The sequence below is a fragment of the Ammoniphilus sp. CFH 90114 genome, assembly GCF_004123195.1.
GTDB lineage: Bacteria > Bacillota > Bacilli > Aneurinibacillales > RAOX-1 > YIM-78166.
Genome location: NZ_SDLI01000007.1, coordinates 149554 through 165954, shown reverse-complemented (window position 1 = coordinate 165954; position 16401 = coordinate 149554). Strand labels below are relative to the sequence as shown.

At 42.1% G+C, this 16401-nt stretch carries 17 protein-coding genes; 3 read left to right on the top strand and 14 right to left on the bottom strand.

The window, feature by feature from the left end; translation table 11 throughout:
* Positions 1 to 207: 207 nt before the first annotated feature.
* Positions 208 to 744 carry a hypothetical protein gene (locus tag EIZ39_RS17000; protein WP_129201269.1) on the top strand — a complete coding sequence of 179 codons (537 nt, stop codon included), beginning with the start codon at positions 208 to 210 and terminating at the stop codon, positions 742 to 744.
* 543 nt (positions 745 to 1287) lie between these two features.
* Here the strand turns inward: EIZ39_RS17000 and EIZ39_RS16995 are convergent.
* From EIZ39_RS16995 to EIZ39_RS16970, 6 genes are all read right to left on the bottom strand, one after another.
* Complete coding sequence (locus EIZ39_RS16995; protein ID WP_240675845.1) at positions 1288 to 1536, bottom strand: hypothetical protein; 249 nt, start codon at positions 1534 to 1536, stop codon at positions 1288 to 1290.
* 138 nt (positions 1537 to 1674) lie between these two features.
* On the bottom strand, positions 1675 to 1872 hold the full coding sequence (locus EIZ39_RS16990) for a hypothetical protein (protein WP_129201267.1): 198 nt from the start codon (positions 1870 to 1872) through the stop codon (positions 1675 to 1677).
* Positions 1862 to 2398 carry a Rieske 2Fe-2S domain-containing protein gene (locus tag EIZ39_RS16985; protein WP_129201265.1) on the bottom strand — a complete coding sequence of 179 codons (537 nt, stop codon included), beginning with the start codon at positions 2396 to 2398 and terminating at the stop codon, positions 1862 to 1864. Before EIZ39_RS16985 ends, EIZ39_RS16990 begins: the two co-directional genes overlap by 11 nt.
* A gap of 21 nt (positions 2399 to 2419) precedes the next feature.
* Positions 2420 to 2962: a 4Fe-4S dicluster domain-containing protein gene (locus tag EIZ39_RS16980; RefSeq protein WP_129201263.1), complete on the bottom strand. Its 543-nt coding sequence runs from the start codon at positions 2960 to 2962 to the stop codon at positions 2420 to 2422.
* A 23-nt stretch (positions 2963 to 2985) separates the two neighbouring features.
* Positions 2986 to 5112 carry a formate dehydrogenase subunit alpha gene (fdhF, locus tag EIZ39_RS16975; protein WP_129201261.1) on the bottom strand — a complete coding sequence of 709 codons (2127 nt, stop codon included), beginning with the start codon at positions 5110 to 5112 and terminating at the stop codon, positions 2986 to 2988.
* A 15-nt stretch (positions 5113 to 5127) separates the two neighbouring features.
* Positions 5128 to 6285, bottom strand: a complete 1158-nt coding sequence (locus EIZ39_RS16970) for an MFS transporter (RefSeq protein WP_129201259.1) — start codon at positions 6283 to 6285, stop codon at positions 5128 to 5130.
* Positions 6286 to 6570: 285 nt separating this feature from the next.
* Here EIZ39_RS16970 and EIZ39_RS16965 point away from each other — a divergent pair, with 285 nt between their 5' ends.
* On the top strand, positions 6571 to 7335 hold the full coding sequence (locus tag EIZ39_RS16965; RefSeq protein WP_129201257.1) for an Mrp/NBP35 family ATP-binding protein: 765 nt from the start codon (positions 6571 to 6573) through the stop codon (positions 7333 to 7335).
* A gap of 160 nt (positions 7336 to 7495) precedes the next feature.
* Positions 7496 to 8203, top strand: coding sequence for a Crp/Fnr family transcriptional regulator (locus tag EIZ39_RS16960; RefSeq protein WP_129201255.1), 708 nt, complete (start codon positions 7496 to 7498; stop codon positions 8201 to 8203).
* Between the two features lie 36 nt (positions 8204 to 8239).
* Here EIZ39_RS16960 and EIZ39_RS16955 read toward each other — a convergent pair whose 3' ends face one another.
* From EIZ39_RS16955 to EIZ39_RS16920, 8 genes are all read right to left on the bottom strand, one after another.
* Positions 8240 to 9508, bottom strand: coding sequence for a molybdopterin molybdotransferase MoeA (locus EIZ39_RS16955; protein WP_129201253.1), 1269 nt, complete (start codon positions 9506 to 9508; stop codon positions 8240 to 8242).
* A 24-nt stretch (positions 9509 to 9532) separates the two neighbouring features.
* Positions 9533 to 10246 (bottom strand): YwiC-like family protein, encoded by a 714-nt coding sequence (locus EIZ39_RS16950; protein ID WP_129201251.1) that lies wholly within the window; start codon positions 10244 to 10246, stop codon positions 9533 to 9535.
* Positions 10243 to 11373, bottom strand: a complete 1131-nt coding sequence (locus EIZ39_RS16945; protein WP_129201250.1) for a TIGR04053 family radical SAM/SPASM domain-containing protein — start codon at positions 11371 to 11373, stop codon at positions 10243 to 10245. Before EIZ39_RS16945 ends, EIZ39_RS16950 begins: the two co-directional genes overlap by 4 nt.
* Positions 11374 to 11507: 134 nt before the next feature.
* Positions 11508 to 13142, bottom strand: coding sequence for a sensor domain-containing diguanylate cyclase/phosphohydrolase (locus tag EIZ39_RS16940; RefSeq protein WP_129201248.1), 1635 nt, complete (start codon positions 13140 to 13142; stop codon positions 11508 to 11510).
* Positions 13126 to 15012: a SpoIIE family protein phosphatase gene (locus tag EIZ39_RS16935; RefSeq protein ID WP_129201246.1), complete on the bottom strand. Its 1887-nt coding sequence runs from the start codon at positions 15010 to 15012 to the stop codon at positions 13126 to 13128. The genes EIZ39_RS16940 and EIZ39_RS16935 overlap by 17 nt, the downstream gene beginning before the upstream one ends.
* Positions 15012 to 15398, bottom strand: a complete 387-nt coding sequence (locus EIZ39_RS16930) for a DUF1987 domain-containing protein (protein ID WP_129201244.1) — start codon at positions 15396 to 15398, stop codon at positions 15012 to 15014. Before EIZ39_RS16930 ends, EIZ39_RS16935 begins: the two co-directional genes overlap by 1 nt.
* A 136-nt stretch (positions 15399 to 15534) precedes the next feature.
* Entirely contained in the window at positions 15535 to 15999 is a 465-nt protein-coding gene (locus EIZ39_RS16925) for an Hsp20/alpha crystallin family protein (protein ID WP_129201242.1), read from the bottom strand.
* Positions 16000 to 16123: 124 nt separating this feature from the next.
* Positions 16124 to 16321 carry a hypothetical protein gene (locus tag EIZ39_RS16920; RefSeq protein WP_129201240.1) on the bottom strand — a complete coding sequence of 66 codons (198 nt, stop codon included), beginning with the start codon at positions 16319 to 16321 and terminating at the stop codon, positions 16124 to 16126.
* Positions 16322 to 16401 lie beyond the last annotated feature (80 nt).

Here is a 16401-nt window from a genome sequence, read left to right as displayed (position 1 = left end):
TAAGTTTTGATGATCATCAAGTTTATGGCTGATACCTATATAATAGAGGGCATCACTCGAAGCAGGTGTGACGAACTTCACAAATTGGATTGGATTCGATATTTAGTCACAAACTATTGAAAATAAAGATTCCGTGTGATTTTCTTCACCACAAGGTCTTTCTTAATCAAGTAGGATTAGACGATTAAACAAGAGGGAGGGGCAAGAATGCTTACAGCAACCATTCAATTTAAGCCAACCTATCAAATAGAGGGTGCCCTGTTAGTAAACGGATTCAAGAACTCGAAAGAAAGCTATGTACTAGAAACTAAACAAAGAAAAGAATTGGTTCGAGCCGAGGTTCGCACTGATGAAGTACTCTTTACTTTCCCCGGAAATCTAGGAATGGGAGAATACGAAACGGTTCATGAGGCATTGAAGAATGTACTAGAAGCATCAGGTGGCTCTATCGATGATTCAAACAGCCTCCTGGGCTACCTTCCAAACGGGGAAGGGGCTTATATCATTCATCAATTCAGAGCTTGGACAACCTTTCTGTTAACAGCTAAACATCACTCGATGAAAGGTCAAAAAGTACAGGTGCTAGATCAAGCGGGAAGAGTGATGGGAGAAGGTTTACTAATGGATTATGAGCTGGAAGAATCCCATTCCTTTTCAGTCAGTAAGTGTACACTCGTTACCACCTTTGGTGAGCAAAGTTATACAGGTAAGCATCTAAAAATTGAACCTACTGGAAGTTGGTAGATGCTTCAGTAAACTTGAGAGACCTGAATGTGTGGGCCATACATTTCATTATTTGTAATCATTAGCGATTCGTGACCTCGTAACTATCGTTCGTGATATCAGAAGGTATTTTTGTGAGTTTGGCTGGTCGTTTTGTATTCCATAGGGGTTGTTCAATGTGGGATTACTTGGAACAGTTTCAGGAAAGTGACAAAAAATGCCGATTCCGTGATTTTAATGGACGCTTTATTTGTAATAGATACAGTATCGTGAGAAACGAACTCTATTCCGTGACAAAAATCAATGTATTCGTGAGTATTCTCCATAATTTGTGAGTTTCTGATTCATCTGGGACCTAACATGTGGACTTTAGACTTGAGATCCGTTCGTTTGAGAAATTTTTAACACTTATCTCCCCAAAAATAGGCTTTGAAGGTGGTACGAAGACTGAAATAATTTTCTCCAGCTTTATTTTTTTAATAAATCCATCAAAAAGGGAGCTAATATCCCGTCAAAATTTAAAAAAGGCTAGGCTGTCACTTCTCACAGCCTAAGCCTTTCTCTTTAATTCTTCAACTGATTGAGCTCTTCCATCAGTTGTCTTGTACGCTTTGCATTTCCCTCAGCAAAGTTCTGTAGCCTGTCCTTTAGCACCGGATCTTCGTGGATACGTTCTGCTGTGATGAGGTATGTACGCATAAGTTCAGTTTCGAGTTCCAGTGAGCTTTCTAAGATTTCAGTTAAATGATCTCCAGCGATTTGATCCCGAGAAATCTGTTCACGGTCACGATCATAATCCATCTCATAGTTCATTTCACTTTTTCCACCCTTCAGGAAACTTATTTTTCTGTTTCATTGTTCGCCTTTCACGATCTCATTATTCAGCCCCCATATATACATAAAAAATAAGGCTTCCCCAGGTGCTCATGACAACGGGAAAAGCCTTATTTTTTATTTTGAATACTCTTGTTTCCTCCACCCCAGATACGAGAGGAAGGCGATGACAACCGAAATCAAGGCTACAATGGTAAATGTAAATACCAACTCATACTCCAAACCATAATAAGCTTCTACGGTCCATTGCAGCATCACCACATTGACGGCTAACGATAGGAAAATAATGACCCACCACAGTTTTTTAGGCATCATGACGAATCTTCCTTCCCACAGCAAAGATGGCTCCGTTCACTACTTCCACATCTATCTTCGGCAGTTCCCTTTGTGGTGGACCCGCTACAGGGTGTCCATTGTCTACACTGAAATAGCCTTGGTGACAAGGGCAGAGCAAAATATTTTCCTGAGCTTCATAGAAAACGGGACACTGTAAATGTGTACACTTATTGTTGTATGCCTTAAGTTCACCCTCTTTTGTATGAACTAAGATGGCTGGTTCCGCCTCAGAAGGATAATTAAAGTTTATAGCCTCACCCTTTGGAACATCGGCTAACTCTCCAATCTTTACTCTAAGAGGATCTCCTTCTCCTTTTTCCATCATGGCTTTGATGGAAAAAGGAACGGTTGCTAGGCCTAAGGCTACGGTAGCCCCAACAGCGGTTTTTAAAAAGGAACGACGGTTATATTTCAAATCGTTTTCACGCTCTATATTGTCGACCAGATTAATCATATCGTCATTCGTATCTTTCTGATTACGTCGAAGCTTCTTCTCTTCTGTCATGACGAACACCTCCTTTTATTTCTAATCCGAATAGACCCCGAAGAACTCAGGCACATAATCCCACTTGTTGCCTTCCTTCGGCTTCTTTCCTTCCACTAAGTTCATCTGGGTGCGACGACGGCGCAAAGCTTGCATTTCTTCAAAATCGATGAATCGGATCGCTTCACTTGGGCAAACGGAAGCACACATTGGAGCAATATCGTGTTTTGTACGATCGTAGCACATATCACACTTGTACATTTTATTCGCTTCAAAGTCGAACTTAGGAATACCGAATGGGCAACCAAACGTACAGTTTCGACATCCGATACACTTCTCTTCCATGGCTGAGAGAACAACACCCTCTTCGGTGATTTGGATCGCATTAGCCGGACATACTCTTGCACAGGCTGGATCTTTACACTGCATGCAGAGCATCGGGTAAGTCTGACGGCTCTCCATAAAGTCCACATATTCTACGTAGTTTCTCTCTTTGTATTCATGATCGCCACACTCTCGGCACGCCGCTTGGCAAGAGCGGCAGCCGATGCATCGTTCAAATTCTAGATACATAATCTTATTCATAGCCGGTTCCTCCTCTTATATTTCTATACTTTCTCGATTTTTACCGCACAAACTTTAAATTCAGGCATTCTAGAAGTCGGATCCAAGCAAGGATTCGTTAACTGATTGACCGCTAATTCTTTACCCCAGTGATAAGGGACGAATACGGTATCATTGCGAATGGCTTTTGTTAAACGAACTTCTAAAGTCATATGAGAACGTGGTGTCGTTAATTTCACTTGATCTCCCGTACGGAGGTTATATTGGCTCGCTAGTTCCGGATGAATCTCAGCGTAAGGCAGCGGACATTGCTCCATTAAAAATTCCGTGCGTCGCGTCTGGCTACCAGACAAGTAATGGAATACAACACGTCCCGTAGTTAAGATATGTGGATAATCCTTTGTAGGCGTTTCTCCAGGCTCTTTCCACGTTACTGCTGCTAAGTTCGCTTTGCCATCCGGTGTTCCGAACTTTTCTTTAAACATCGTTGGCGTCCCTGGATGATCCTCTGATGGACATGGCCAGAATACACCGTCTTCTTTGTCAATGCGCTCCCAAGTAATCCCATAGTAATCTGCTTTTCCGCCTTTCGTCGCTACGCGGAACTCTTCAAAGATCTCTCTAGCTTCTTGATAAGGGAAGAACTGTCCCTTTCCAAGACGTTTGGCAATGGCTTGCATGATACCCCAATCAGGTAAAGATTCACCTAGCGGTTCTCTTACTTTACGAATTCGGATGACGCGTCCCTCTAAGTTTGTTGTCGTTCCATCATCTTCCGCCCAAGTTGCTGCAGGAAGAATAACATCTGCAAACTCGGCAGTTTCCGATAAGAAGAAATCGCTCACGACCATGAAGTCTAGCTTACGGAAAGCAGACCAGACATATTCGGTATCCGGTGCTGAAACCGCTGGGTTACTACACATTACATGCATCGCACGAATGTTGCCAGCATGGATTTCATCAAACAATTCAAAAGCAGATACCCCGGGTTTAGGCATATCACTCGGATCCATTCCCCATAGCTCAGAAATATACTTTACAGCTTCTGGATCTGTGATCTTACGGTATCCAGGAAGTAAGTCGGACTTTTGACCGTGCTCGCGTCCTCCTTGTCCGTTGGCTTGTCCTGTAAAGGTGGCTACACCGGAAGCAAATTTCCCGATCTGTCCTCGCAGTAAAGCCATAGACGTATATAAGGATACGTTGTCCACTCCTTTAGACTGCTGTTCAGCTCCTCTTGCAAACATCATAACGGAACGTGGAGAGCGACCATAGATATGAGCAGCCTTGATGATCTTACCCACTTCAATCCCAGTAATCTTAGCAGTATACTCTGGTGTGAATTTTTCTACTGCCACTTTAAGCTCTTCATAATTATTGCAACGGTTAGCTACATAGTCTTCATCCACATATCCTTCTTTAATTAAAATGTGCATGATTCCATTAGCCAACGCGGAGTCCGTTCCAGGTTTAAGATCCAAGTGTACGTCAGCAATACGTGCTGTCGGTGTTTCTCTTGGATCAGCTACAATCATTTTTGCCCCTTTATCCTTAGCTTTCCATAGCCATTGAATACTCGTTGGGTGGCATTCTGCTGTGTTGGACCCAGCAATAAAGAAGCAATCGGTATGCTCAAGCTCTGGCCATGGTAAGGTAGATCCACGATCTGTTCCAAGTGTTTTTAGAAATCCACCTGCAGCAGAGCTCATACAGAAACGTCCATTGTAATCGATGAAGCGAGTGCCAAGTACCGCTCTTGCATACTTTCCTACGAGGTAGCACTTTTCATTGGTCATGGATACTCCGCCGAATACAGACACAGCATCTTTTCCATATTGCTGCTGCAACCCTTGGAACTTCTCGGCAATCAGGTCTAATGCTTCCTCCCAACTCGATTCTACAAACTTCCCGTTCTTCTTAATAAGCGGACGTAGAATACGTTCCTTATGTTCAACGGTTTGATAGGCCGTCACTCCTTTAGGACACATTTTCCCATTTGTCACAGGCCAATCATATCGTGGTTCAACTCCAACGACTTTCCCCGTCTTTTCCTCTACGCGCAAGTGCATTCCACATTGCATTCCACAATAACAGCAATGGGTTGTGATTAACTTTTCTCCTGGCTTGTGAAGATTCTTTACCCATTCTTTTGTTACAAATTGTTGAGTCATGACGTTTTCCCCCTTTTATTCTCCTGATACTTTCTTGTCTTTTTTATCTGGCAGATCATAGAATTCATCAGCACGTTTCTTTCCAAAACCAGAAATATGAATATCATTCATTGTACGAATTGGGCTATACGGGTTGCCTTGTGGTGCTTCTAAGTTCATCTGCTTCATGACACGAATCCGTCTACGGCATGGCTGACAGTAATCCGCTAGGCTAGTTCCATCGGACATCTTTAAATCAAAGCTTTGGGCTGCAAGTATTTCTTTTACATCGGTAATCTGATCATCATTACTGTAATTCGTGCCGCACTTTTTACAGGCTCGCGTATCCACCTTCACAACCTCCTGGTAGTTCATCGGTACCGCTGCAGCCAAAGGGCGAATAGGCAAGTGGAATAGCTTACCGAACGGAAAATAGACAAGGAAAACAATAACCGTAATTTGGTGAATCAACGTAAGATAGTGATGCATCCAGCCATCCAAGAACTTATAAGAAACCGTAAGAACAAGTCCCGTTAGCGTTACTGCAAGCAACAAGTAAAGAGGAAACAAATCGAATTCAGCTCGTTGCGTAACTTTTACATCTTGATCTTTGATCCGTCTGACAAGAGCCATAATTACTCCTATCATGACCATGATCGCTGTAATATTTAAGCCATTATAAACGAGTTCTGCGAAAAGTCCGTTCGCCGCCATCTTAATGGTAGGAATGCCCATCACCATAATTTGATAAGTTAGCGGATCAACCAAGTCAAAGTGCATCCAGCCAAAGGTTAAACCAAAGGTAATGGCAAGAGATCCAATACAACCCCAGGCTATAAGAAAATGTTGAACCCCACGATAGATACCGCGCTTAAAAATAAACTTTTGTAAGATAATATTGTCAAACGCTGTTTTAGCAATGGAGCGAAAATTACGACCTGCTCTATCTGATGTTTTCAAGTTTTGGATTGATCTTGCAATCATTTGTCGAGTTGCTGGACGAACGAGCCACGCACATAAGCGAACGGTTATTCCAATTGCAAAGATAAAAGAAGAGATCATATACCCTAAAAGTGCCATATCAATATGCTTAAACTGTTTGGTTCCGATCCACATCGTAAAAAACAATATCAGGGTTACCAAGAAGGCGTACATACTTGTCTTTGAATAAAAGGAACGTTCAAAGGATTTCATGTGCCCTTCCTCCTTTTCACTAGTAATGTTATTTCGTTTTTGGGCCACATCAACGAATGTTTCGTAAGGTTATTGTAAATTGAACGAGGTTTAAGCACTGTGAACTACATCACACTCCGAGGTGACAAACTTTTGAACGAAAGGACATCCTTACCTTCTCGATGTGACAAACTTCATAGATTTAACCCAAGTAACCTTCTACGATTAGAGCGAAAGAAAGCTTCTATATGAAGCCATTCGAAGAAGTAGACATTTGAATTTCCTATATAAGGAGTGACTAAAAAGATGTTAAATGGAGAAATCATTGCGGTTACAAGCGGTAAGGGAGGCGTAGGGAAATCAACCGTTTCCGTAAACCTCGCTCTTTCCCTAGCGAGATTAGGAAAGAATGTTGCCCTCATTGATCTAGATATCTATGGTTTCAGTGTTCCAAAGATCCTTAACTTAACGTCAAAGCCGAAGACGATGAACGGAAAAATCATTCCTGTAGAATCCCATGGGGTTAAAGTCATGTCGATGGGATTCCTAGTTAAAGGAAATGACCCTATTGTTTGGCGCGGACCGATGCTTGGTAAAATTGTAGAGAACTTCGTGAAAGATGTCTTATGGGGAGAACTTGACTATGCCATTCTGGATCTTCCACCCGGTACAGGAGACGTTGCTTTAGATCTACATCACTTTATCCCGCAAAGCAAAGAGATTATCGTTACGACCCCTCATCCAACGGCTACACACGTAGCAGAACGCGCTGGAACAATGGCGCTCAAGACAAAGCATGACATTCTAGGAGTGATAGAAAATATGAGTTATTTCATACCACCGGCAAGTGAGGAGAAATTTTTTCTTTTTGGCAAGGGGGGTGGAGATCAGCTAGCTACCGACCTTCATACGGAGGTTATCGCTCGCCTTCCTATAGAGCCACCAAGGGAAGGAAGTGCAACTCCCTCCGTTTTTGAACAGGGAAGTGAACTATATAATCACTACATGAAATTAGCCGAGAAGGTAGATCAACTTTCAAAACAACAAAACTTGGCCGATGCCAAACTATAATGATTTTGAAAAGAAAATGCCTGTTCAAGAGTTGATTGTCTTGAATGGGCTTTTTTAGCTTGTCATAAAGGTGTCACACCTCCTCTCTCCTAATAAGGCATATAATAGATTTAACGCAAATGGATATTCGTATTTCAATCATAGTAAAGGTGATAAATATATGAAATGTGCGGTCAAAAAAAAGAAGAACACGCTGTCTATTGAGCTCAAGGAACTATTAGATTCGGCAGAGCACACATTGAAAACGAGGAAAGGAACGTATCTATTTCAGGAGGGAAGGGAAGCCAAAGAACTCTACTTGATTCGATCTGGACGGATCCAAATCAGTAAGATTACTCCTGACGGGAGAGAGCTTACTCTCAGAATCTGCTCTAAGGACGATATTGTAGGAGAATTGACCCTCTTCACCGATAACGCAAAGTACTTACTTAACGCAAAAGTGCTAGAAGATGGAGAAGTGGCCGTCATCAATAAGGACGATCTTGAACAGAAGCTGTTTGAGAAGCCGGCTCTAGCTTTTGAATTTATGAAATGGATGAGTGACCACTTCCGGCGCACCCAAACGAAGTTACACGATTTAGTTCTTCATGGAAAAAGAGGAGCCTTATACTCTACCCTTATTCGAATGTCTAATAGCTACGGACTCCAGACTGATAAAGGGATTCTTATCGACATCCCTTTAACGAATCATGAGCTTGGAAACTTTTGCGGAGTATCTAGAGAAACGGTGAACCGGATGCTAAGTGACCTTAGAAGCAAGGAAATCCTTTCTGTTCATAAAGGGAAAATCCTTATTCATCAGATTGATTACCTCAAGCAAGAGATTAACTGTGAAGAATGCCCCATCGTTACTTGTAATATAGAATAGAGCTGCGGGATTCCTTAACTCCCTGCAGCTCTATTTTTACTCCCAAACGTCAGGACTTCCCTCTTGGTCTTCGAGAAGCACAACCTCTACTTCTCTCCCCGCTTCATACCCTCTTGTCCCACCGGGTAAGATCATTAAAGAGTCGGATTGAGCAAGAGAGGTAACCACATTGGACTTATCGAGTCCTGAAGGGGAAACATACACTCGTCCACCCCGATAACTGATTTTACTTCTTACCAACCGTGTGAATGGATTAGCTTTTGGAAAATCAGTATCTAATATAGCTTGAATCTTTTTCAGGTAGGGGTTAGGGGAAAACAACTGTTTTCTCACAACAGGACGGACGAGCAATTCATACCCTACATAGCATGCGGATGGATTTCCTGATAACCCAAATAATAGCTTTCCATTCCAGGTTGCTACCGTCGTCACACTCCCTGGTCTCATAGAAATTTTATTAAATAATACCTGAGCGCCTAACTTTTCATATATAGCAGGCATATAATCATAGTCTCCGACGGATACCCCTCCGGTTGTAATGAGTAGATCTACATCTTCCAGTGCCTTCTTCATTTTTTCATAGCAGGTGTCAAAATGATCAGGAAGCAACCCTAAATACTTTGGTTCCCCTCCAGAGCGAATAATCTGTGAGGCGATCATATACGAGTTGCTGTTCCGAATTTTCCCTGGAACGAGCGGCTCATCAACATCTAATAATTCGTTGCCTGTTACAAATAGGCCAATGACCGGTTTCTTGGCCACCAAGACGTGACGGTTACCCAAGGTAGCAAGCAAAGCCTTAATTCCTGGATTAATCATGGCTCCTTTTTGTACGAGAACGGTTCCTGCTTTTGCATCCTGCCCTGTAAAAATGACATGATCTCCTGATCGGACAGAACGCTTGATCCTCACCTTCTTTATTCCATCAGAGGTGACGGTTTCTGTGAGCTCGAGCATGATCACCGCATTCGCTCCAGCTGGCATCTGTGCCCCTGTCATAATACGAACCGCTTGACCTGGTCCTACCGTGCGACTTGGAACAGAACCTGCTCCTATTTCCTCTATTACTTCTAAATCCACCGGATGATCGAGGCCTGCCTCATGTAAATCTTCCGCACGCACGGCAAATCCATCAAATCCAGACCGGTCAAAGGACGGAATCGGTTGTTCCGCCACTAAGTCCAAGCCTAGAAATCTTCCATCACAGTTTTCGATGAGGATCGATTCATGCTCACCTGTCTTTGCTTCCTTCATCACCTTTAGTATGGCTTCACCAATAGCCACAGGTATTCTTCTCTCAACCAAGAAACGTCACTCCTTATACAAACCTTAAAAGAAAAACAGTAGAACAATCATAAAATAAATGGAATTTGCGATTTCTAATACCCCAACTTTCACTGCAGACACATTTTTTCCATATAAACCTATCGCTCGAACTGCACTTGGTGCATAGGCCAAGGCAAGAAGAGGTAATCCCACAAGCCAACATCCAGCCAATAATAGTAAATGGTACCCCCAAGAAACCCAGCGATAAACGGCGTTATTCCGTTCACGAATCATCGTTTTTACATAAAATGTACTTCCGATAAAGAAGAGCATGGAGAATCCCCAAACCATAAAGGCCGTTTGATCTAATTTCCCTGTACCTACATAATAACTCGTCAGACCGCCTATGCCAAACGCCGCAATGGCACAAAGATCATTAAAGAGCGCACGCTCCTTATTTCGCTTAGAGTAAAGAGCATTAATAAAAAGGAAAGGAATCATAGCAAAGCCAAAATAGGTGATCTTCCCTATCTCCAAAATAGGTAGGATCAGAGAAACTCCCGCCAAACCACCGTAAATCAAAGTCCATCTCAAGTAATGATTTACTTGCTTACCCTTGACTGCCATGAGTAGGGAATAGGTTGCAAGATAAAGAAACAACCAGCCAATAAACAAAGGGATATGGAGCCAAGAAGGCTCTCCTGCTATGACTCCTAAAGCAAAAGGAATGACGAGCATGGCCCAAGCCCCATGTTGTTTAGGTATTAAAGGTTTCATCCGGTCTTCTCACCTCCATTATTTTTTCGCAACGATTGAGGAATGTACACACAGAACGGCTCACTCTCTAGATAATCTCCCGTCACCGCATAAGCTCGTGAGCGGGAACCTCCACAGACCTGCCTATATTCGCATACGCCACATTTTCCTTTAAACTGGTCTGGATCTCGTAAAGCCTTAAAAACAGGGGAATCTCGATAAATAGAAGCCAGTCTTTCTTCTCTTACATTCCCAGCCTTAATCGGTAATAGACCGCTTGGATAGACATCTCCTATGTGAGAAATGAAAACAAATCCATTTCCATCATTAACCCCCTTCGGAGCTCTTCCAAGCCCATCAATTTGACCTGTCATGCCCTTCATTAATGCATCTTTATAATGGATTAAAGGAGAGGAGTTGGACTGCTCTCGCCCTTTCTGCTGAATGACAACTCGACGATAGTGCTGAGCTGCTGTGGTTTTAATATCAAACGATACTCGTTTACTCAAGTTGTATAACCACAAGAATACTTTTTCATGCTCCACAGGACTAATCATATCCGAATCTTTCCCCCTGCCCGTTGGGACAAGAAAGAACACACTCCATAACACACAATTCAGCTTCTCCACTAACTCTGCCATCTTATCTAGATGCTCCAGATTATAGCGAGAGACGGTTGTATTAATCTGGATAGGAATTTGACATTCATTTAGATATTCTATCGCTTGCATCGTCAAGTCAAAGGAACCAGATGTTCCTCTAAATTGATCATGAATCACTGGGTTCGGACCATCTAAACTAAAAGCCCACCGAGAAAGTCCGACTTCCTTTGCTCTCTGAATGGCCTCTCTTGTAACGTTTGGGGTGGCGCTTGGAGTCATCGATACCCGCACTCCTTTTTTAATCGCGTAGTCCGCCAAGTCATAAACATCTTCCCGCATTAAGGGGTCTCCCCCTGAAAAAACCAACATCGGATTTCCCATGGCTCTAATTTCATCTATAAGTTTTTTACCCTCTTCATGAGTAAGTTCTCTAGGATCTCGTGTATACTGTGCCTCTGCTCGGCAATGTAAACAATTCAATTGACAGGCTCTCGTCAATTCCCAAATCACGATAAATGGATTCTGGTTATAATCCATAGTTAGCATAAAAAGCACCCCCACTTTCGTTTCCGGTTATGCCCTTATTCTACTTCGAGGGGAAGCTTTATGAAGTGACTGTCGTCACACAAACGCATTACAGTTCAGTGAAGGGAAAAGAAAAAAAATAAGCCTGAAGGAGCTTATGGCGCTTCCTCCACGCTTACAATTTGATCAATATGCTCTACAAAAAACTCGACTAGCTTCGGGTCGAACTGTCGACCAGATGATTTTATCATTTCTCCTAAGGCTTCTTGAGTAGTCAACTGCCGCCTATAAATTTGATCGTGAGTCATCACATCATAAGCATTGACAATAGCAAGAACCCTTGCTATAAAAGGAATCCGGTCTCCCTTAATGCCATATGGATAACCCTTTCCGTCCCATCGCTCGTGCATGGCTAAAATCGCCTTGGCTACACCGGGCTCGCCAATGGACTGAGCCATCCGATACCCCACCTCACTGTGTCCCTTCATAATTTCCCATTCTTCAGCTGAAAGTTCGCCTTGTTTTCCAAGAATTTCTTTTGGTATGGCAATTTTACCGATATCATGCAACTGAGCAAGGAGTTGGATATCCATAAACTCAGGAGAATGCTCTTCAATCTCTAGCAGTTTGGCAAAATTAGTGGCCATCCTTATGATTCTTTCGGTATGTCCTTCCCCTTCGAAGCAACGCGTACGCATCACATTCTTCAAATTAAGAATCATATTCTTTTTGAAAAATTCACTTTCTAGCAGCTTGTTCTTATACATACGCCCTTCGGCTATACTTAACAGCTCTTCAAAGGATAGATCTCCATGTTTCTTTGTAGCTCCGCCTAGGGCTAAACTCACTTCAATGGGATCTGCTTTCACCTTTCTGCAATCGACTTTAATCTGATCCATCAAAACTCCAGCTATCTGTTCATCTGTGTTAGGGAGTAGAATTAAAAATTCGTCGCCGCCCCATCTAGCAATCATATCTGTCCTTCGGCAGGTTTGCCTTAAGATCTGGGATGCTCGAACAATAAGCGCATCACCACTTTGATGTCCAAACACGTCATTCGTTAACTTGAGTCCATTCATATCGACAAGAATGAGGCTTAAGGGGAGACTAGTAGAAGAGCTTATTTGGGGCATCATTTTTTCGATATAGGCCCGATTAAACAAACTTGTCAAACTATCATGATAACTGAGAAACTCCACTCGTTCTTGTGATTGAAGATTCTCTGTCACATCCGTGAGAATGACCATAATCCTTTCTTGACCAGATTCATCGTTAATCTGTTTAAATTCAATATTGATAGATCTTGCTCGGATGATCAGCATCTCTGGAAGTTGATCTAAATAGTTCTCTTTAAGCAACTCATCTGTTCCTGCAGAAAAAAAGGCTGATAAGCACTCCTCAAGCTTCATTTTGAGGTCAACCTTGTCTCCACTAAGAAGTTCGGTTACGGATCGATTCTCAATTCTCTGTCCAAATATCTTTACACATTCAGCACTATACTCGTTATGAACCAACAAGTCCCTGCCAAAGGTCATAAAACCTTGATTCGAATTATCCAACAAGGTGCGAATTTCCGATTCTCTTTTCTTTAATACTCGTCCTTGTGCATCACTTATTTTAAATATTTTCCGAGTCAGCTTGAGGAGCTTCTCATAATGAGCTAATAACTCTTGGTAATGAGGGAGAAGCTCGTTCTGCTGATATTTGCCCTCTCGGAGGCATGCCTTACCTCGGACCAAGATGTTCAGTTCTGATTCAAATATTTTTTCATCGTTACTTGGAGTTACCACTATAGGCTCCCTCCTTTCTAGTCAATGGGCGAAAGCCCACTACTAGTATATCATCTCTCTGTATCTCTTGCCCCATATAGGCTTCTAACTCATTAGACAAATACTGTTGTTGGTCTGCAAGTGGCTGTTGGTAGTACTTTTCAATCGCTGCTATGAATCTCTTCTTGCCAAAGGAGAAATTATGACTTCCTCCATTCTGGTCAAGAAAACCATCCGTAGTGAGATACAAAGTAGGATACTGTTCCAATGAAATTTCATGATTAGTAAAGGAATATTGAAGGTCCGTCTTTCTATACCCAATCCCTTTCTTATCCGCTTGGATTAGTTCCACCTCACCGTCGTTCCTTGCAATAAATAGTGAGCATCTAGCCCCCGCATAAGTCAATTTCTCGCCTTGAATATAACAGACGCTAATATCTAAGCCATCATCCGTTCCTAGAACCTTGTCCTCTTTGTTTAGTGTTTCCTGAACCAACTGATTTAACCTTTGCAACAGACTGCTGGGATCACATGATTCTTCGTTCTCCGTGATCTGATGAAGTATAGAAACCGCCATCATCGACATGAGAGCCCCTGGCACCCCATGACCTGTACAATCACCTACAGCTAACACATACTCGTCTTCTTTAAGCTTCTTTATCCAGTAAAAATCGCCGCCAACTAGATCTCTTGGCTTCCATAGAAGAAAGTATTCCTTCAATGCTTCATCTAACTTCTCCGGAGAAGGTAAAATGGATTCCTGTATTCTTTTGGCGTAGTCTATACTATCTAAGAGAGCCTGATTTTTCTCGTGCAGTTCCCTCGTTCTCTCCATTACCTTTCCTTCAAGCTCCTCGTTGAGCTTTAATGCACGCTTGAATGGATTCGCTAAATAATGAGAGATCAGATAGAAAATAATAATGATTAAAAGGAGACAAACGAAGGTTGCGATAGCAATGTTTGCTTTAATGGTATTTAAAAAGAATACCGTCTCATCTCGATGGATCTGGAAAAGAAGCTTCCAATCCGTATTCGCGATAGGATAGCTGATTAAATCAATAAGATGCCCTTCATGGTCCTTATATTCAAGAACAACTGGATTCAGGTTATCCGCTTCCTCAATCCATTCACGAGTTTCCTGAATTGAAATATATTCTTCGATATTTTTTCCTTGATGAGAAAAATCATCAGACAGCCAAATGCTACCGTCTGGACCAATCAGCCAGAGATTGCTAGTTTTTCCATACTTAAACTTTTGAAATTCTTCTGACAACTCTTTCAAATCTAGCCCTACACCTACTATAGCTCTTGGATCCTCTAAATCTCCCATCAAGGTGTTGATAAAGACAAAAGTTTCCTGTCTTCCTTTATTATAATCTATCGTTACATTTACTTTGTTTTTGGATTGAAGAGCTTGAAAGAACCACTCATGCAGCGGGTCATCCTTTGACATCGTCTCAATGATTGTTCCCGTTTCTGCCCAGTAATGACCCGTTATCGCGCTAACGATAAAGGCATTGCTATAATCAAAATGCTTAGCCGTATCTACCATTCTTTGTACAGAATATCTACCTAATTCAGGCTCCTTCTCTCCACCAGAGATCCAATCTATGATGACTGGATCATAAGCTAAGCTTAACGACGTTTCCTTTGCACGGTCAATTCTTCCATTGATCTTGGAAGCCATAGACTCAGAGATGTAGATGAGATCCTTCTCCTTCAGTTTCTTTACGGCTTCCTTCTCCATGATCAGGTACCCAATTGTACCAATGAGACCAATTGAGAAAAGTATCATAAAACTAGCTAAAATCATAATACGATAAACTCCCGTGTCATAATCAAGGAGCTTACCTATTAGCTGCTTGCGATTCATAGGTGTTGAGGGCTTCACTATTCGTACTCCCTTGGTAGAATATCAAAAGGGAAAGTTAGGTCTTCCATGAACTCCTCCGCACACTCGAATTCACTTTCATTATCCGGATGGTAATACCACTTTAAGGTAATCCTCTTTCCCTCTTGAAAAGCGTGATCGAACTTATCAAGCAACATCATCACACACTTCGAGCTGCTAGTGTTAATATACGGCAAGGTAAACTCTATTACCACGTCTTTATCCTCTTCTAGAGAAAAGTAAGAATCTACCCATTGAAAAAGCGGCTCATAAAATTTAAAAGCATTCTCGGGATAGGATTGTCCCCTCAAGGTAAGCACATGTGTCTCTGCACTAAAAAACACCTCCGGGGTGCTTTTCGTTCCTTCTATATATAACTTGTCCATCGTAACACTCTCCTACATCAGACAGTTCTAATCAGCTACTAACAGTATAATAGTCCCACACAATAAATACCAATAAATTTTAGCTTAAGAAAAGAAGAAAGAAGAACCCGACCGGCCTCGCCGGTAAGAGTCCTCCTTACCTATCAAACTGGATAGGAATTTCTTTGTAATCCTTTTTCTTATCCTTTGTGAGACGCAACTCTAGCATCCCCTCTCGATATAGGGCAGAACTTTGGTTCCAGTACACTTTACTAGGGAGATAAATTACTTGTTTTTGTCTAACAACTCCTGCCAAGACTAATTTGTTCAATTCTACCCAAACCCTTAGTCGTTTGACGTTGCAGTCCGTTGGAATGGGAACCCGTACAATGACTTCGTTCTCTGTCTCATATAGATTATAATGAAATTCTTTTCTTCTAACTTTAGCTTCCCTCGAATCAGATCCTGATTTCTCAAACATGCCTTCAAGGTAATGATCTAACCAGGACAAGTCAAGCTCAGGAACATGCTGAAACTCATCGGGACTTTTTATTTTCTTAAATTGGCTCTTAAACTGCTCCCAATCATAAGGAGGTAAACCAGGTTTCATATGGTTAGACATCTTCTTTCCTCCTGGGTATTAGACTATAGATTTACTCCTACTGTATTCATGAAGATCCGTTTACGACCCTTTAAAACAAAAAAATAAGCCTACCCTTAACGGGTAGACATGTCATTTGAGATCTTTATGCTTTTTTCCCTCTCATGGGAATCTTGAAAACTGTCCAACTCTCACTAGTTGTTGGCATTGCTCTGTATTTCGCTAGTTCTTCTTGATTCAGTTGGTAGCTAACCACTTCCCCGTGCTGACCGTCCGTCGTATGGACATCATCCCGTGGAACAGCCGTATGCTTAGCTACGTGCGAAATTCGGCCGAAAGTCATTTCTAGCTCCTCCTTTAACCTTAATGTGGTACAACGAGACAGCTAGGGTGATATGAACATTTTGGCGTTACTGCCAGAGC